Below are 15,396 nucleotides of genomic sequence, written 5' to 3'. Positions count from 1 at the left end.
GTGATGTGCTCCTTAGGGATGAGGCATGGTGATGTACGGATGCCACGGGTCCGGAACTCAATCGGCTCCGGACCGGGACTACGCTTCCGGTTCGGCGTCCTCCCCGGCCCTGGTCTGCGCCGCCGCTTCGGCCTCCGCCGCGAGCGCCGACGCGTCCGCGGCCGGGGCGGGCACCGCCAGCGGCCCGAACACCATCCGCAGATCGAGCTCCGCCTGCTCGGCGGTCACCCACGCCAGGGGCGCGTAGTGCGCCTGGATCCCGGCCGGGGACTGGAGGAGCGGTTTGCGGGCCGCGTTCACCGGCCACTCCACGCTGCCCGTGGCGGTACGGGCCGGGATCAGCCAGTGGTCCCCGGAGCGGTAGGCGCCGTCGGGGGCGAAGTACACCTCGACTCCGTCCTCCAGGGGCAGCCAGCGGCCCTCCTCGACCCCCAGCGCACCGCGCTTCAGCCGCGCCGCCGCGCCCTTGCGGGGGCGCCGCGTGGTCTCCCGGTGGTCCCAGCGGCGCAGGAACGGCCGCAGCTCGGGGCGGCGTCCGACACCCGGCTCGGGCTCACCGGACAGCCGCACCCGCCGCCCCGGCAGGTCGGCCTCCTCCACCCGCAGCAGCGGCAGCGGTTCGCCCCGGCTGGTGTAGGCGGTGTCCACGAACTCCACCAGGTCCCCGACGCCCAGATCCAGCTTGTCGTCGCTGCCCAGCGACGCCAACTCCACCCAGGTGCCGTCGAGTTCATCCACCGGGAAGACCACCGAGCCGTTCTCCCGGGACCATTTGAAGGTGGCCTCCTTCGCCGTGCCGCCCTCGTGGATCTCCACGCGGTACAGCTGGTTCTCCGGTCCCCGGTAGCGGGCGTCCGGGCGGACCAGGCAGGGGTCCTGGTCCGCGTGTTCCGGCCGCTCGGCGCGCGCCGCCAGCCGGGACCCGGGCGCCGTGGCCTTCCGCGCCCACGCCTCGAACGCCTTGCCGACCTGCTCCTTGCTCGCCCCTCCCGGGTTCTCCAGCTCCAGGGCCGAGCTCTCCACCGGCAGCACCTGCCAGACCACCTTGACCCGGGCCGCCGTGTCCGGCATCGCCGAGCCGAGGGCCACTTCGCGCAGCGCCGGGTCCTCGGCGGCGGTCACCGACCGCTCCCACACCTTCAGGGCGACCAGGAACGGGCGCTGCTCCGGCAGCCGGTCGCCCGGCCGCTCCGGATCCCGGTAGGCGTCCGGCTGATCCCAGTAGGTCCAGGTGGCGGGCGGCTCGTCCGGCTCGGGCGCGTCGGCCTCGCCCTCCTCGCCGGATGGCTGGTCCACCGCCTCGTCGTCGGCCGCCACCCCGGGCAGCGGCCGGGTCGCGTCGCACAGGATGCCGTCCACGTAGTAGCGGCCGCCCTCGATGATCAGGTCGTCCAGATCGCGGCTGCCGCCCTTGAACCGGATGTGGAAACCGGCCTCCCCGGACGGGCCGCCGTGCTGCCCGATCAGGTCGGCGGCGAGCGTACGGGCCTGGTGGAGCTGGATCGCGGTCTGCTCGTTGGCGTCGGCGTCGAGCTGTACGCGGCCCTGCTGGGCGACGACGGCGGAGTAGCGCCGGTCGGGCCGGAAGGTGAGTCGGGAGAGATCGGCGTGCATGGAAGGGGTCCCCCTCGGAAGGTTCGGAAGTCTGGCGGGCGCGGCTCGCACGAGCGGGCTGAGGCATCGGTGTCGGTGTCACATCGGCTCACGTCACGGCGATGACTCCCGCGTCCGTGCCCGCCGGCGCGTACTCCGCGAGCCGCGCCCGCAGGCTGTCCTCGCGCTGCGGCTGGTACAGGTCGTGGAAGGCGCCCATCTCGGCACCGTCCTCGGCGCCCCGGCGGATCTCCTCCGCGCATCCGGCCGCCAACTGCCCGTACACCGGGGTGCCGTAGCGCTCGCCGCTGAACAGCGGCCGCACCCGCCACGCCTCCTCGGCCCCCACCAGGTCCGGCTGGCAGCGGTGGCGGCGCGGGGTGCGCGAGCCCGGCGGCACATAGCTGAACCGCAGACATCCGACACCGCGCCTGGCCACGTGCATCCGCCCGGTGAAGAGGCTGTTCTCGCCGATCAGCACGGCGTGGGTGTGCACTTCGCCGATGACGGTGGTGCGGTGGGCGTGCAGTACGGCGTGGGCGTGGCGGCAGTCCGGGGCGGACAGCGCCGGGCGGTCGTGTCCGGTGGCGTCCAAGATGGAGTCGCGGATATGGAGGGCGAGCGGGTCGGTGTGCACCTCCTCGCCGATCACCTCGATGGTGCCGAGGACGCTGCGCTCGATCTGGACGCAGGCGGTGGTGCGCTCCAGGACCAGGCTGGGCTCGTCGGGCGAGCGCGGCTCGCACTCCGGCTCCAGGGACCAGCCGGGGACGAGGGTGCAGTGGCGCAGCACCACGGCGCCGACCGGCCCGGTGACGTTGAGGCCGCGCCCCGCGATCAGCAGCCCGTCCAGCACGATGCGCGGCGCCTCGCCACCGGTGTTCCCGTGCTCCTCCCGCGCCCGGATGTTGAGCGCGTCGGGGCGGTTGCTGTACCAGTCCAGCAGCCGGATCACCGGCCGGGTGCCCTCGGCGGCGCGCAGTTCGAGCCGGTCGTCCGGGTCCAGGTCGAAGTCCAGCTGCTCCTGGTAGGCGCCGCTGTGGGTGATCTCGATGATGCCCTCGGGGCCGCATCGCCCACTCCGCCGGTCGTGCTGCCACTGCCGGTACGCGTCCATGATCCGCTGGTACGCACACCCCGGCCCGACCCGGTAGACCTCAGCGGCCGGGGAGGTCTCGCGGTCGTCCCGGTCGTACTCCCCGCCGCCCATGTCGTCGGGGGACGCGTAGTGGTAGGTGACCCAGACGCCGTGGCGGGGCGCGGTGCGCGAGCCGAAGGCGATCCGGCCGAGTTCGGGGTCGATGACCACCTGGCCGCGCCCCGCGCGGTAGCGCCAGTCCGTCAGATCGGCCACCACGATGTCCGACGGCTGCACGGGCTCGTCGTGGCCGTCCCGCCAGACGGTGAAGCTCTTGCCCGGACCGTAATAGTCGAGAAGGTGGTCCGCGAGCTGACGGCGGCGGATGTACGCGGGCACGTTGTCGATGGATGCCGGGGGTCCCCCCGCCGAAGGCAGGGGGCGCGCGGCGGACGGCTCGGGTTCGGGGCGGGTCACCAGCGGGGTGTCATTGCCGAGGATCGAGAACGTGTAGAGGTTGCGGGCCCGGTCGACGCAGTACGCGGGCGCCCTGGTCACGTGGTACGGCTTCAGCCGCCACACGAACAGCCCGACCCCCGCCGGGGTGTGGCCGCCCTGTCTGCGGCGGGAGCCCGCGCGCCGTACGTCCACCGAGAGCGCCACCGTCCCGAACGGCCCGCCCGCCAGGTCCAGCGCCGCCCCGTCCCGCAGATCGGCGAGCCGGCCCCGGGAGAGCCTGCGCAGGTCCGCCGCCGCGCCGCCGGTCCCGCCGTAGAGCTTGACCGGCTGCTGGTGCGCGGTGAGCCGGGAGAGCTCCACGGCGCGGGCGGGCCATCCGGCCACCGACGCGGAGAGCTCCTCCAGCAGCGCGAGCGTGCCCTTGCGCCGCCGGTGGGCCACGGTGGCGGCCACGTCCCGGCGCGGCGCCAGCGCCTCGGCCAGCCGCGCCAGGGACGCGTCCGGCGGCCCGCCGTCGCGCAGTCCGGTGGCCGGCACCCGCTCGTAACCGGGCAGCGGGCGGTAGCCCACCAGATCGCCGAGATACGGCAGCACCCATGCGGTGGCGGTCTCCACGAACCAGTCGTCGTACTGGTGCTGCACCCCGTCGCGTACGCGATCGACCTGCTCGGCGATCACGGCGAGCAGGGCGCGCAGGGGCTCGCCCGCCTCGGTGTCCCTGAGGCGATGCCACTGCGGAAGCAGTTCGGCGAGCCCGTCCGGCTCCCTGCTCATGAGGTGACCTCCGTGAGGATCAGCGTGTCCGGGACATCGGGTGAGAACATCGCGAGCCGCGCCGGGCGGATACCGCGGAAGACGGACACCGAACGGCCCCTGGAGAGGCGGCGGGTGTCGGTGATGTCGGGGTTGAGGCGCAGCAGTTCGGCGAGCGGGATGCCATGGCGTCCGGCGATGTCGGTGAGTGTCTCGCCGTCCGTGGCGGTGACCCGGTAGGTGTCCTCGGCGTACTCGGCGGACCGGGCGGGGACCACGGCGCCGGGCTCGGTGAGCCGGGCGGCCAGGTCGGCCAGTTCCCCCGGGGTGCTGGAGGCCGGGACACCGGTGAAGGCGTCCACGTCCACATAGTCCACACCGGGCACCGACTGGGCGGTGGCCAGCACCTCGGAGAGCGCGGCCGGTTGCCCCAACTCACGCCCCGGATAGCCCAGTTCGCGCAGCAGGGCCTGGCGCAGCCGGGGTTCGACCAGCCCCCAGGAGTGGTCCGGCGCCACCTTCACCCGTGCCACCAGCACCAGCAGCACCAGCTCCCGCACATCCACCCGGACCGGCAGCCGGGTGTCCCCGTAGGCGGCCAGCGAGGTGCGCAGGGCGCGCAGCACCTCGGCGTCCGCGCCGATCGGCGCGTCGTCCACCCCGGCCACGGTCACATGGAGCACCCTGCGCCGCCCGTCGAAGAGTTCGCGGGCGGCGGCCCGGCCGATGCCCGCGCGGGAGCGGGCGAAGTCCTCGTAGTCCTGGAGGGAGACCAGCCGGTCGAGCGCGGAGACCGCGAGCGGGATGGTGCGGCGGGTCAGGCCAGGACCGTCGCCGTCCGCACCGCCGGTGGCGGGCTGCGGATTGGTGACCGCGGTGACGCCGAGGGGCCGGGTCAGGGCCTGGGTGATCCGGTCCGCGGGCACGTTGGCGGCCTCGCCGGTGCCGAAGCGGTAGCGGGCCCGTACGTTCTCGTGGCCACCGGGCAGCCGGGCGCCGTGCACCCCGTCGCCGAAGGTCACCGTGGTCCGCCCGTCGCCGGTGGTCCCGGTGACATAGACGCGCTCGCGCGGCCCGCGTCCGGCGAGGCTGTCCACCCGGTGCCACAGCAGCCCGTCGACGCGGATCTCGAGGGCGGGGATGGCGCCCAGGGGGTTGTCCGCGGGGAGCCAGGTCAGCGGCGACTGCCACAGCGTGAAGGTCTGGCCGGCCACGGCCGGGTCGCCGCTGCCGATGGCCTCGTCACGACTCTCGCCGTGCGTGGCGGGCACGACATTGCCCTGGACGCGGACCGTCTCACGGCGGTAGCGGTAGGCCAGATCGGCGGTGAGGGTGAGGGTGGTGTGCACATGGTCGCCGGGCAGGTCCGGGTCGACGCGCTGGTCCACGGCGGCGATCACCGCGAGCTCCGTGCCCCGGACCCCGGTCGGGCCGCCCGGACCGGCCGGACCCGGGATGTCGGTGCGCTCGCCGGAGACGACGATCCGGCGGCCGGGCCGCAGCCCGTCGTACAGCTCGGCGAGCTCGATCTCGTTGCCGTGGACGTCCTCGCCCAGCGGCTCGTCCGCCGGGCGCAGCGGCTCACCGCCCGCGTGCACGGTGGTGTCGCGGATCGCGGAGAGCAGCACATCGTGTTCGTCGAGCCACGGGTCGGCGAGGGTCAGCTGGGTGCCGCGGCCGGTGATGCCGTAGTTGGTGTACGCGGCGGTGCGCACGGCGACGACGCGGGTGGTGACGGAGGCGAGCTTGTTGTCGCCCGGGATGCCGTCCGGCTCGCCGGACCCCTTGCGGGGGCGCTCGATGGCCACCCAGCTGCCGACCGTGACGGAGTTCTGCACCGAATCCAGCGGCAGCACATAGCGGTTGGCGGGCTCGGGCACGGTGGCGATGCCGATCTCGACGGCCGGGGGCTCACTGCCGGGGGTGAAGCGCAGCGTCAGTTCATAGGCGCCGTAGCCGATCTGTTTCGGGGGTTCGCCGCGGCTGAGCATCCACTGCTTGGTCTCTCCGTTGTCCACGACCACATGTACCCGCCCGTCCTCGGCGGGCCGGGAGACGAACAGGGTGAGCGTGGGCAGTCCGGGCAGCAGGGTGGCGGTGACACCGGGCTCCTGCGAGTCGGTGGGACGGCCCCGGAGCCAGCCCAGGTCGTGGTCCTGGCCTACCCGGGTGGACAGCTGCACCCGTCCCGGACCGAGCTCGAACTCGGCGGTCTGCGGCAGGTTCTCGCTGCGCTGCCATGACGTCCCGGTCTCGATGTGCTGGAACTCCGCCTTCACCGGCGCCTTGACCGCCGTGTCGTACACGATCCGTACGGCGGTCAGCTCACCGCCGGTCAGCGGCCAGTCGGTCTGCCGGATGACCCGGCCCCGGTCGTCCTGCACCGGCTTGAGCGGCGCCATCGCCCCGAAGGGCGCGGCCGTCACCCGCATCGCCAGCAGCTCGCGCAGCAGCGGGACGGTCCCCGGCGGGGCGGTGGCGGCCGGGGCGGCGCGGCGCCACGCCGCGTACATCCCGCTCTCCACCCTCGGGTCGAGGGCCGACAGCAGCCCGGCGGCCAGGTCGGACCCCGGCCCGAAGAGCCGCCGTGGATCGTGCGCCGCCGCGGCGTGGGCGCCGGACGGGGGCCGTACGACGCGGGTGCGCAGGGCGGGCAGGACGGCGCCGAGCGCGCGCACGGCGGCGGCGCCGTGGGCGGGCCCGGTGGCGAGGCCGTGGGCCCCGGTGACGGGGGCGTCGGTTTCGGTGGTGCCGTCGGTCGCGGGTGGCCGGTCCTCGGCGAGCTGGGACCGCAGCCGCACCTCACCGGACCCGTCGGCGTCCAACTCCCCCGCCCGCTCGCGCAGTTCGCCGATCACCGCCTCCAGCCGCTCGAACCAGGCGGCGACCTCCTCGTACGGGGCGGCCAGCACCTGCGCCTCCGCCAGCCGGTCATGCGGTTCGGCGAGCCGCCGGGCGAGCTGCCCTGGTGTGGTGATCCCGTCCAGATCGCCCCGCAGCGGCGCCAGGACCTGCGCGTCGAACTCCTCGATCAGACGGCTGACGGGACGCGGATCGGGATGGTCCGGCGTGGGCTCGGCGTCCCCCCGGTCGTCCGGGTCCTCGTCCGCCTCCGGGTCGGTGATCCACCGCCGTACCTCGTCCACCAGCTCCTTGAGCGACGGCGGGGCGGACTCCGGCAGCCCGATCGCCGTCACGTCCTCGTCGCGGTCGACGGTCACCCGTGCCACCGGCAGCAGCGGCCTCGGGCCGCCGCCCCCGGACTCCGCCGTCCCGCCGAAGACGAAGAGCAGCTTGTCGCCGACGGTCAGTCCGAGCGAGGTTCCGGACACCAGCAGTTCCGAGCGGCGCCGCAGGTCGTCGGGGCCGATCAGGGCGGGCCGGCGGCGGCGCACCGCCAGTTCGTTCCACGCCCAGCGGGCCGCCAGGTCCTCGCTCGTCTCAAAGGTCTGCGACTCCTCGTCGGAGGCCGCCGGTACGCTGTGGCTGATGGCCCCGCGCGGAATGGTCACCACGACGTCCTCGGCGCGCGGATCCCGGTCCAGGGTGTACGCGAGATGGGTGTCGGCGGCCACACCCGGCCGTGGCACATGCCCCACCAGCCGCCCCAGGAGGGCGAGCGAGCGGGGGTCGTGGGCGGTGCGCAGATAGCCCTCGTCGGCGATCCGCTCGGAGTGGAAGGTCAGCAGGTCGCCCAAGACCGCCCAGGCGTCCAGCAACCCGATGGCCGGGTCGTCCGGAGTGCGTACGGTCAGGCCGCGCAGCGCGGGATAGGCGGGCGAGGCGAGCCGGTCGAGCATGGCGGCCAGGAACGAGCCGTAGTCGCCGACGCGATAGTCCAGGGCGGTGCGGCCGGGCGGGTTGTGCGGGGTGCCGGGGGCGGCCCGGCGCTCGTCGTGGCCGCCGCAACCGCGGCCACAGCCGCCGGGGTGGACGTGGTCGGGGTGGTCGCTCATCGGGTCCCCTTCAGCTCGATGACCAGGCGGCCGTTCTCGGGCCGGTCGGGGTCGTTGTCGCATTGGGCGATCTCCAGGGGGCCGATGCGCAGGATGCCCTCCTCCAGCGCCTCGCCGTGTGACGTCTCGTACGAGGTGCCGTCATCGGGCTCCTTCGGCCCCTCCAGCCCCTCGTGCCACAGCCGTCGCAGCCGGGTGACATCGGCGCGTCGCACCCCCGGCACCGCCGCCGCGACGGCCACCAGGCGGCTGAGCCGCACCGGTTCGCCGAAGGTCAGCGCGTCGGGGTGGAAGAAGCCGAGCCGCCCGCCGGAGAACCGGCGGCTGCCCAGCGCCCGGTACAGCTCGGCGAGGATCTGCCCGTGCTGGTGTCCGGGCGCGGCGCACACCTCGATCGCGATGTCCAGTGGCACGGCGCGGGCCGGGCCGACCACCAGGTCGTGTCCGATCCGGCGGTAGCCCTCCAGGGCGTGCGCGACCGAGTCGAGGAGGGCGGGGGGCGGTGCCCCGGTCCCGTACGCGTCGATGGCGATATGCGCCTCCCGCACACTGCCGGTCCAGCGGATCTCGGCCGCCGCGCGCCGCACCCCGGGCAGTTCGGAGGCGAGCGCCGCGTAGTCCTCGGCGGTGATGGCCCGGTGCCGGGTGCGCTTCAGATCGAGCGGGGCGAGCCGGCGTACCTGTTCGACCGGCTCGGGCTCGGCGCCACCGACGGCGGGCAGCGGATTGCGCACCCCGGCCACGGGCAGGGGCGCTCCGGTGTCCGCCGCTTCCGGATCCCGGCACAGCACCAGGTGGTTGATGGCCTCGGGGCCGACGTTGCCCGCCGTGCCACCTCCGGTCCGGTAGTGGACCGCGAGGCGCGCCCCGGGCCTCGGCACGGCGCCGTACCGGCCGTCGCCGAAGCGCAGCGCGATACGGCCGTCGTCCTCCAGCTCGCCGACGAAGTGGCGGTCCCGGGGGCGGGAGGTGAGCAGATCGCGGCGCGGTGTCCAGGTCTCGTCGCCGTCCTCGATCGTTACGGCGGGGAGGGCGGCCCGTGGGTCCTGGACGAGCGCGGCGGCCGGACCGTGCAGCACCGGATCCTCGGGGCGCAGCCCGGCGGCGTACGCCCGGCCCCAACTGTGCGCGATCTCCCAGGCGATGCGCCCGTCCAGGACGGTGCCCGCCCGTGCTCTGGCGGTCAGTGCGGCCAGGCGCCCCAGCTTGGCGTCGAGCAGCCGGTCGCAGCGGTGCAGCAGCTCGCGCAGCGCGCGGACGGGGTGGCGGGCGAGTTCGAGGCGCTCCAGGACGCGCGGTCCGAACAGGACGGCCAGCTCGGCGATTTCCTCGTCCGAGAGCCCGTCGCGGTCGCGGGCGCTGCGCCACAGCTCCGTCAGCCGCTGCCGCACCCGCCCCGGGATGGCGGCCAGATGCTCGGCCTGCCCGGCCGCGATATGGCGCGGATCGGGGAAGGGCACGGCCTGGGTGACGGGGGCCTGGTGCAGTACGGGCCGGAAGCGCGGCACGATCCCGGGGTAGACGGACTGGGCGAGAAGCGTCCGCAACGCCTCGGCCTGGGCGTACGCGGTGCCGGGCACGACCTTCTCGCGCCGCTGCCCGGCCGACTCCAGGCCGATCCCGGCCCGGCCGGTGGCCTCCGGGCCGACGGTGGTGAACAGCTCCCGTACGTCGTCGGGGGCCAGTTGCCGCCCGTGGCGGGCCCGGTCCAGCAGGGAGTCGATGAGCCGCGCGGGCGCGTTTCCGGCGTCCTTGTCGAAGCAGCCGAAGGCGGGTGGGTCACAGGACCCGGCGACGGCGGGGACGGGCGGCACGGTGAGGGTCTCCGGTGTGCCGCAGCAGAAGGTCAGCGAGCGGCCGTGGTCGACCAGCACCACATTGCCGCGCGCCACGCTGACGTCCTCGATGGGCGCGCAGTCCGTGCCGCCCCGGGTGGCCAGGCACAGCGGGAAGGCCAGCGCGTCCTCCCGCGCCCAGGTCACCTCCAGCACCGGCTGTTCGGCGAGCCGGTCGACGGCGGGGGTGACGGAGAGCAGCCGCACGGCCTGCCGGTGCGACGGATCGGCGTCGCCGGGCGTCCCGGAGCGCGGCCCCCGCACCTCCTCGAAGAGCAGCAGATCACCGGGGCGCAGATCGAGCGCGCGGGCCTGGCACTCCTCGTCGGCCCACGCGTCGCGCAGCGTCGCGGAAGTGGCGCCCACGGGCAGCGAGCACATCTCGCCGCCCCAGGTCCACAGACGGATGCGGTGGTGCTCCGGCCGCAGGTGAAGGGGTCGGTCGGTGACGACGGGCTCGAACACCTCCACCGATCCGCGCTCATCGAGCACGGCCAGCTCCCGGTCGTCCAGCACGGCCCCGATGTCCGGCCGGTCCAGCGGGCCGAGCGTACGGATGTCCACGGCGGCGAAGCGGTACTCCCCCGGGTTCAGCGTCAGCGGCTCGACCGTCTCCACGGTGACGAAGGCGCGGGCGTTGCAGCCGTCGTGCATCGGATAGTCGATGAGCCGTACGTGGCGGCGTACGGACACCCGGCGGCGGGCGGTGTCGAGATACGCCTCGGTGGCCACCGCGTCCTGCTGGTAGCTGATCTGGTCGGCGGCGTAGGCGAGCAGCTCGACCAGGGTGGTGCCGAGGTCGGCGGCGCTGCGCTCGACCCAGTCGGGGGTGGTGAGGCGGAGCCGGTCCAGGACGACCTGGCGGAGGGTGTCGTAGTCGCGGGCGGTGTAGTCGATGACGGGGGCGGGAGCGGGGGCGTGCACGGGCCGGAAGGTGGCGGGGAGGTCGCGCTCTTCCTGGTCCTCGCAGTCGAAGGGGGTGGGGCAGTCGGGCCGGAAGTGGAATACGGAGTGGAAGTACCGCTGGTCGAAGCCGGGGAAGGGCTCGGTGCCGGGCCGCCCGTAGGGGTCGGTGTCGACGATGGAGAGCCGGTAGGCGGACGTGTCCCCGGCCCGGTCCACGGTGACGTACAGCTTGTCGTCGAGCTCGGGGTCCTCCTCGCGCTCGACGGAGATCTCCAGGACCTCGATGCCGGTGATCCGGCGGCCGCCGTCGACGCGTACGTTCTCCGCGCACAGGCCGTGCGGGGCCTTGCCGAGGAAGGTGACGGTGAGGGTGGTGCCGTCGTCGCCGACCTCGACGGCGTCCACCCCGTTGAGGTGGGCGGCCCTGACGCGATCGCGCCGTGACGCGGTGCTCATGCCCCTCCCTCCCGCTCAGTCCTGGCGCGCTTCCATGCGCGGGCTTCCTTCGACACTGCTCGCTCCTTCGTCGCTGCGCGGCTCCTCAGTCCAGCCCGCGCAGCGCGCCAAGACACGCTCATGCGGCGCCCCTCCCCTCGAACACCTCGTCGCGCAGGCCGGCGGTGGCGCGCACCACATACCGCAGATGGACGCGTACGGCGTTCTCCTCGCTGACCACGTCCAGGGACTCCACCTCGATCAGCTCGCCGAGCCAGCGCTGCAGCGACGCCTGGACGGACAGCTCGACGGCGGAGGCCAGTTCGGGGCTGTTGGGCGTGAAGACGAGGTCGAGCAGACCGCAGCCGAAGTCGGGCCGCATCACGCGTTCGCCGGGGCTGGTGAAGAGCAACTGCTCGATGAGATCGCGTATGTGGTCGTCGTGGCCGGCGTGCGCGGTGCGCCCGCGCCGGTCGATCCGGAACGGGAAGGCGATATCGGTCCGTACGGTGTGTGTCCTGCCGGTCCGTGTCCTCATCCGCACATGACTCCTTGCCGCGCGGCGGAGACGACGGGTGGCCCCTGCGGCACGAGCCCCGCGCTGAAGCACTGTGCCGAGGAGGTGTCGAGCAGGACGGGCACGCCGTCGATCAGCACCGTGTCGCGGTCCGGAGTCCACCGGACGGTGGTGCACGGCAGCGGGACGCGGTCGACGGTGTACGGGCAGCCCACGACCGTGAAGACGTCGTCGGCGGTCGGCACGGGCTGCCCGTCGAGCCGTACACCGGACGACGGAACGGACGCCGCCCGTACGCGTCCGCCGTGCGGGCAACTGATCACGGCGGTATGGCTGACGAGGTTCCCGGAATTCCCGGACACGTCGCTTGTCCCTCCCCGTTCGCTGCTGGCTATCGCTTCTTGGGCACGGTCAACCGGCCCTGATTCAGGTCGACTTGGTCACCGACCAGGGAAACGGAAGCCCCCTGGCCGTTGTTGATGTGCACTCCGGTCGCGTCGATCCGTATGGACGCGCCGCCGGGCGCCTGCAGCAAAATGCCCTCGGCCGGAACGTCGGACATCACGATCTTGTGCTTCCCCGGGGTCTGGATCACCACGGGGTGCGCGGTCGCCGGATCGGTCCGCGCGTCCTCCGGGAGCTGTTCCCTGGCCCCGAACCAGCACCCCGTCCAGATGGGGAAGCTGGGGTCCCCCTGCTCGAACTCCACCCACACCCCGGCCCCGACCGACGGCACGACGTAACTCCCGGCGGGCCGCTGCTGGTCCCCGGTGAAGGGGAAGCAGGGCATGGCCCAGGTCGACGGCTCATCGCCGAGGACATCGGGCACCTCGACGGTGATCCGGCCGATTCCGAGCGGGTCCTGGTTGTCCCGCACCCGGCCCCGGAACTTGCCGAGGAAGCGGTTGTTGGGCGTTGCCGCCATAGGGGCTCCTGCTCTGTCGTTGTCTGCCTCTGCCTCTGCCTCTGCGGTCTAGGGCCGGACGACGCCGCTGCGGGCGATGAGCCCTTCGCGGGTGAGGGTGAAGTTCTGCTGGAACGAGCCGGGCCGCAGATGGTGGGTGACGGTCTTGACGTAGTACTCCCCGTCGTAGGTGACCCCGGCGCCCCGGACGCCGACGAGCTGGCGTGGCTGGAGGATGTACCCGTGCCGGTTGACGTCGAGCGAGCCGGAACCGGAGATGGCGTCGGCGGTGGTGGCGGCCCTCGCCAGGGCCTCGGCCTCGGCCTGCGCCCGGTCCTTCTTGGCGGTGCCGGAGAGCGTCTTGCGCTTGAGGGCCGGGGTGGCCCGTTTGCCGAGGGGCGGCCGGAGGGGGCTGATGTCGGGCTGGGCGAGGAGGGTGGAGGTACGGGTGGTGGGGTCCTGCCAGCGGGCCTGGGGCTCCTCGCGGGCGGTCCCGTCGTAGGCGAACGTCAGCTGGTCGACGGTGGAGTTGACGTCCATGTTGACGGTGAGGGCGTGCTGGGCTGTGCCGACGCGCTTCTCGGGCCCCCAGTAGGCGGTGGAGACCCCGGCGACGGGCCCCGGGATGAGGTAGAAGACATAGCCGTTCGCCTGGGCGAGACCGGTGACGTACTGGAGGTCGGTGCCGGTCTGGTAGTCCACGCGGCGCTGCGCGTTGGGCGGTTGGAGGATCTTCTCCTCGATGACGTCCGCCTCGATCCCGTAATCGGTGTACTTCGCCAGGATGCGGCCGACGCGCTTGAAGGGCGGGAGGTTGGGATAGCGGTCGGTCCGCTCCTCGAGGTCCATGAGGAGGGTGAGATCCTCGCCGGTGACGGTGAGGGTGGTCTGGCCGGGCTGATTGCTGGCCCCCACCTCATGGCGCACGATGAGCCCGTCGAGGAGGACGATCGGCGTGCCCTTGACCGCGGCCGTGACGATGACGCGGGTGCGCGGGTCGAAGAACCCCTCGGGAAGCAGCCGATCGATGATCGCGCCCTTCTTGGTGAGGTCGAACGCCATCTGGAAACCGCTGCGTTCACCCGCGGTCGTGGTGATCTGCGCGGACAGCAGCGCCTCGGTGACCTCGGGGGGCACGGGCCGGGTGAGCCTGGGCCCCATCCGTAATTCGAGGTGGATGGGCCCCTGCCCGACGGGCTCATCAGCCATGGCGCCCACCGCCTCCGCCCGGGAACCCGTTCGGGACCTCTATCTCCTCGCCCGGCTCGGCGGTCAGCTCGCGGGGGTCGAGCACGGGGTTGGCGTCGGCGATCCGCCACCAGGCGGCGGGGTCGCCGAAATAGCGCTGACCGAGGTGGTCGGGGCGCTCGCCGCTGCTGACGGTGTGAGTGGCGGTGTCCTCGCCCACCTCGCCGAGGGGCGGCAGCAGCCGTCGCCTGACGTAGCGTACGGGCGTGCCGTCGGGTTGGACGTGGATCCCGATCTCGGCGTCGTGGTAGCGGCTGGAGCGGGGATAGGGGTGCGACCCCGGAATCGCGTCGAGCGCACTCTCGTACGGCTGTGGCTGTGACCCGGTCATCCGCTTCTACACCCTCCCCAGCCCGATGTCCCCACTGTTCAACCCCAACGCGCTCAACGCCCCACCACGCGCCGCCGCCGCGAGCCGCTCCTTCTGCGCGAGATGCGCCAGATAGAGCTCGGCACCACGGTGGCCGGCGGGCAGATCGCTGACGGTGAGCACCTTCAGCCCGATGCTGAGGGATGCGCGGATGGGGTTGAGGTTGACGTCGAACGCCGATTCGTTGATCGAGAGTTCCGTGATCCGCACGGGCATGACCCGCTTACTCCCCCAGGTGAAGAGGGTCAGTGGCATCTCGATCGGGCTGATCTCGATGGTCCCCTTCTTGGACAGCCGCATGGCCTCCCGCAGTTTGGCCGTGGTCGGCTGCACGAGCATTTCGAGCGTCGCGAGCTGCGGGTGTATCCCGTCGGGCGCGGCCACCTCGAACTGATCGGTCGCGTCGATCTCCGCGGTGAACTTCCACGTCTCCTGGGCGGGGCCTTTGAGGCGAAGCGCCTCATTTTTGTCCCCGCTTCCGCTGCCGCCTCCGCCGCTGTCGGCTTGGTCTCCGGCGGATTGCGGGGCCAACGACCGCTCCAGTGTGTCCGGATTGAACTGCAGCACGATGATCCTCTGCGGCGTCCCCCGCTCGGGGTCGACGAGGACGATCCCGGATCGGATGGGTTTGGGGATATCGGGGTAGCGGGTCACAGGCGGGCCTCCAGGCGGGCACGAAGGGAAGAATAGTCGCGGTCCGGAAAGAGCTCCGGAAATACCTGGAGCATGTTCTTGAGATTGTTTGCGTTCTCCGAAAAATCCCCCCTGCTCAGCGAGATATCCGCGAACAGATACTGCCAGCCATATGCACCCTTGGTAAGGAGCAGCATTTCGAGGTATTCGCAATACCCGATGTCAAGTTTAATGAATCCCGACGGGTAAGGCGGCTGCTCGATGTATGCGATGTCGCTGTACCAGAGTTCAAGCGCATCGACATCCGCCTGCAGACGGATGTAGGTCTGGATTCCCGCACCGAACCTGGGAGTTCGATCGATGGGGCAGAGCTGTGACAAGAATTCGCGATGAAAGTCTGTTTTTGCGCTACCCACTCCGGGATCGCTTGCCTGAAGTGCGTCGTGAAAGTTGATGAGACTGAACTCGCCCTTGACATCCGGTAGATCGCCTACGGCTCTCCATGCGGCGCCGAGCTCGTAGAAACGTAGATAACAGTCCAACATGCTCTCGCTGAAGCGTACTCCCTCCCATGCTTCATCGTACTCCTCTGGCAAGATGCCGCCGAGCGGCCTATCCAGATCTGCGCCACTGCACCGTGATTCCAGGAGGCGGCAATTTTCGATTTCCTTGAGAGAATCCAAGTGCAACTGCTCGTTCCGCGTAAGCG

11 protein-coding genes are annotated in these 15,396 nt (G+C 72.3%); all 11 read right to left on the bottom strand.

Translation table 11 applies throughout. The features are described 5' to 3' along the window. Positions 1 to 78 precede the first annotated feature (78 nt). The gene (locus ACMTAK_RS46390) at positions 79 to 1,614 is read right to left on the bottom strand and encodes a DUF6519 domain-containing protein (RefSeq protein ID WP_413811723.1); all 1,536 of its coding nucleotides are present in this window, start codon (positions 1,612 to 1,614) and stop codon (positions 79 to 81) included. Positions 1,615 to 1,702: 88 nt separating this feature from the next. Further along, positions 1,703 to 3,904 (bottom strand): hypothetical protein, encoded by a 2,202-nt coding sequence (locus ACMTAK_RS46385; protein ID WP_413811722.1) that lies wholly within the window; start codon positions 3,902 to 3,904, stop codon positions 1,703 to 1,705. Next, the gene (locus ACMTAK_RS46380) at positions 3,901 to 7,839 is read right to left on the bottom strand and encodes a putative baseplate assembly protein (protein WP_413811721.1); all 3,939 of its coding nucleotides are present in this window, start codon (positions 7,837 to 7,839) and stop codon (positions 3,901 to 3,903) included. The genes ACMTAK_RS46385 and ACMTAK_RS46380 overlap by 4 nt, the downstream gene beginning before the upstream one ends. After that, positions 7,836 to 11,036, bottom strand: coding sequence for a putative baseplate assembly protein (locus tag ACMTAK_RS46375; protein ID WP_413811720.1), 3,201 nt, complete (start codon positions 11,034 to 11,036; stop codon positions 7,836 to 7,838). The genes ACMTAK_RS46380 and ACMTAK_RS46375 overlap by 4 nt, the downstream gene beginning before the upstream one ends. Positions 11,037 to 11,154: 118 nt before the next feature. Further along, entirely contained in the window at positions 11,155 to 11,553 is a 399-nt protein-coding gene (locus ACMTAK_RS46370) for a GPW/gp25 family protein (protein ID WP_413811719.1), read from the bottom strand. After that, positions 11,550 to 11,894, bottom strand: a complete 345-nt coding sequence (locus ACMTAK_RS46365) for a hypothetical protein (protein WP_413811718.1) — start codon at positions 11,892 to 11,894, stop codon at positions 11,550 to 11,552. Before ACMTAK_RS46365 ends, ACMTAK_RS46370 begins: the two co-directional genes overlap by 4 nt. Positions 11,895 to 11,923: 29 nt before the next feature. Further along, positions 11,924 to 12,457: a phage baseplate assembly protein V gene (locus tag ACMTAK_RS46360; protein WP_210947799.1), complete on the bottom strand. Its 534-nt coding sequence runs from the start codon at positions 12,455 to 12,457 to the stop codon at positions 11,924 to 11,926. Positions 12,458 to 12,505: 48 nt separating this feature from the next. Continuing rightward, positions 12,506 to 13,645, bottom strand: coding sequence for a hypothetical protein (locus ACMTAK_RS46355; protein WP_413811717.1), 1,140 nt, complete (start codon positions 13,643 to 13,645; stop codon positions 12,506 to 12,508). Beyond that, the gene (locus ACMTAK_RS46350) at positions 13,638 to 14,015 is read right to left on the bottom strand and encodes a hypothetical protein (protein ID WP_413811716.1); all 378 of its coding nucleotides are present in this window, start codon (positions 14,013 to 14,015) and stop codon (positions 13,638 to 13,640) included. The genes ACMTAK_RS46355 and ACMTAK_RS46350 overlap by 8 nt, the downstream gene beginning before the upstream one ends. Positions 14,016 to 14,021: 6 nt before the next feature. Further along, on the bottom strand, positions 14,022 to 14,708 hold the full coding sequence (locus ACMTAK_RS46345) for a hypothetical protein (RefSeq protein WP_125755359.1): 687 nt from the start codon (positions 14,706 to 14,708) through the stop codon (positions 14,022 to 14,024). After that, entirely contained in the window at positions 14,705 to 15,370 is a 666-nt protein-coding gene (locus ACMTAK_RS46340; RefSeq protein WP_413811715.1) for a hypothetical protein, read from the bottom strand. The genes ACMTAK_RS46345 and ACMTAK_RS46340 overlap by 4 nt, the downstream gene beginning before the upstream one ends. Between the last annotated feature and the right edge of the window lie 26 nt (positions 15,371 to 15,396).

The sequence above is a fragment of the Streptomyces lacaronensis genome (assembly GCF_047337785.1).
Classification (GTDB): Bacteria; Actinomycetota; Actinomycetes; order Streptomycetales; family Streptomycetaceae; genus Streptomyces; species Streptomyces lycopersici.
This window is presented reverse-complemented; position numbering and strand designations above follow the sequence as displayed.

What these genes read in the sequence shown, in the direction of transcription:
- ACMTAK_RS46390 (WP_413811723.1), bottom strand. Translation starts at nt 1,614, where the DNA reads ATGCACGCCGATCTCTCCCGACTCACCTTCCGGCCCGACCGGCGCTAC.
- ACMTAK_RS46385 (WP_413811722.1), bottom strand. Translation starts at nt 3,904, where the DNA reads ATGAGCAGGGAGCCGGACGGGCTCGCCGAACTGCTTCCGCAGTGGCAT.
- ACMTAK_RS46380 (WP_413811721.1), bottom strand. Translation starts at nt 7,839, where the DNA reads ATGAGCGACCACCCCGACCACGTCCACCCCGGCGGCTGTGGCCGCGGT.
- ACMTAK_RS46375 (WP_413811720.1), bottom strand. Translation starts at nt 11,036, where the DNA reads ATGAGCACCGCGTCACGGCGCGATCGCGTCAGGGCCGCCCACCTCAAC.
- ACMTAK_RS46370 (WP_413811719.1), bottom strand. Translation starts at nt 11,553, where the DNA reads ATGAGGACACGGACCGGCAGGACACACACCGTACGGACCGATATCGCC.
- ACMTAK_RS46360 (WP_210947799.1), bottom strand. Translation starts at nt 12,457, where the DNA reads ATGGCGGCAACGCCCAACAACCGCTTCCTCGGCAAGTTCCGGGGCCGG.
- ACMTAK_RS46355 (WP_413811717.1), bottom strand. Translation starts at nt 13,645, where the DNA reads ATGGCTGATGAGCCCGTCGGGCAGGGGCCCATCCACCTCGAATTACGG.
- ACMTAK_RS46350 (WP_413811716.1), bottom strand. Translation starts at nt 14,015, where the DNA reads ATGACCGGGTCACAGCCACAGCCGTACGAGAGTGCGCTCGACGCGATT.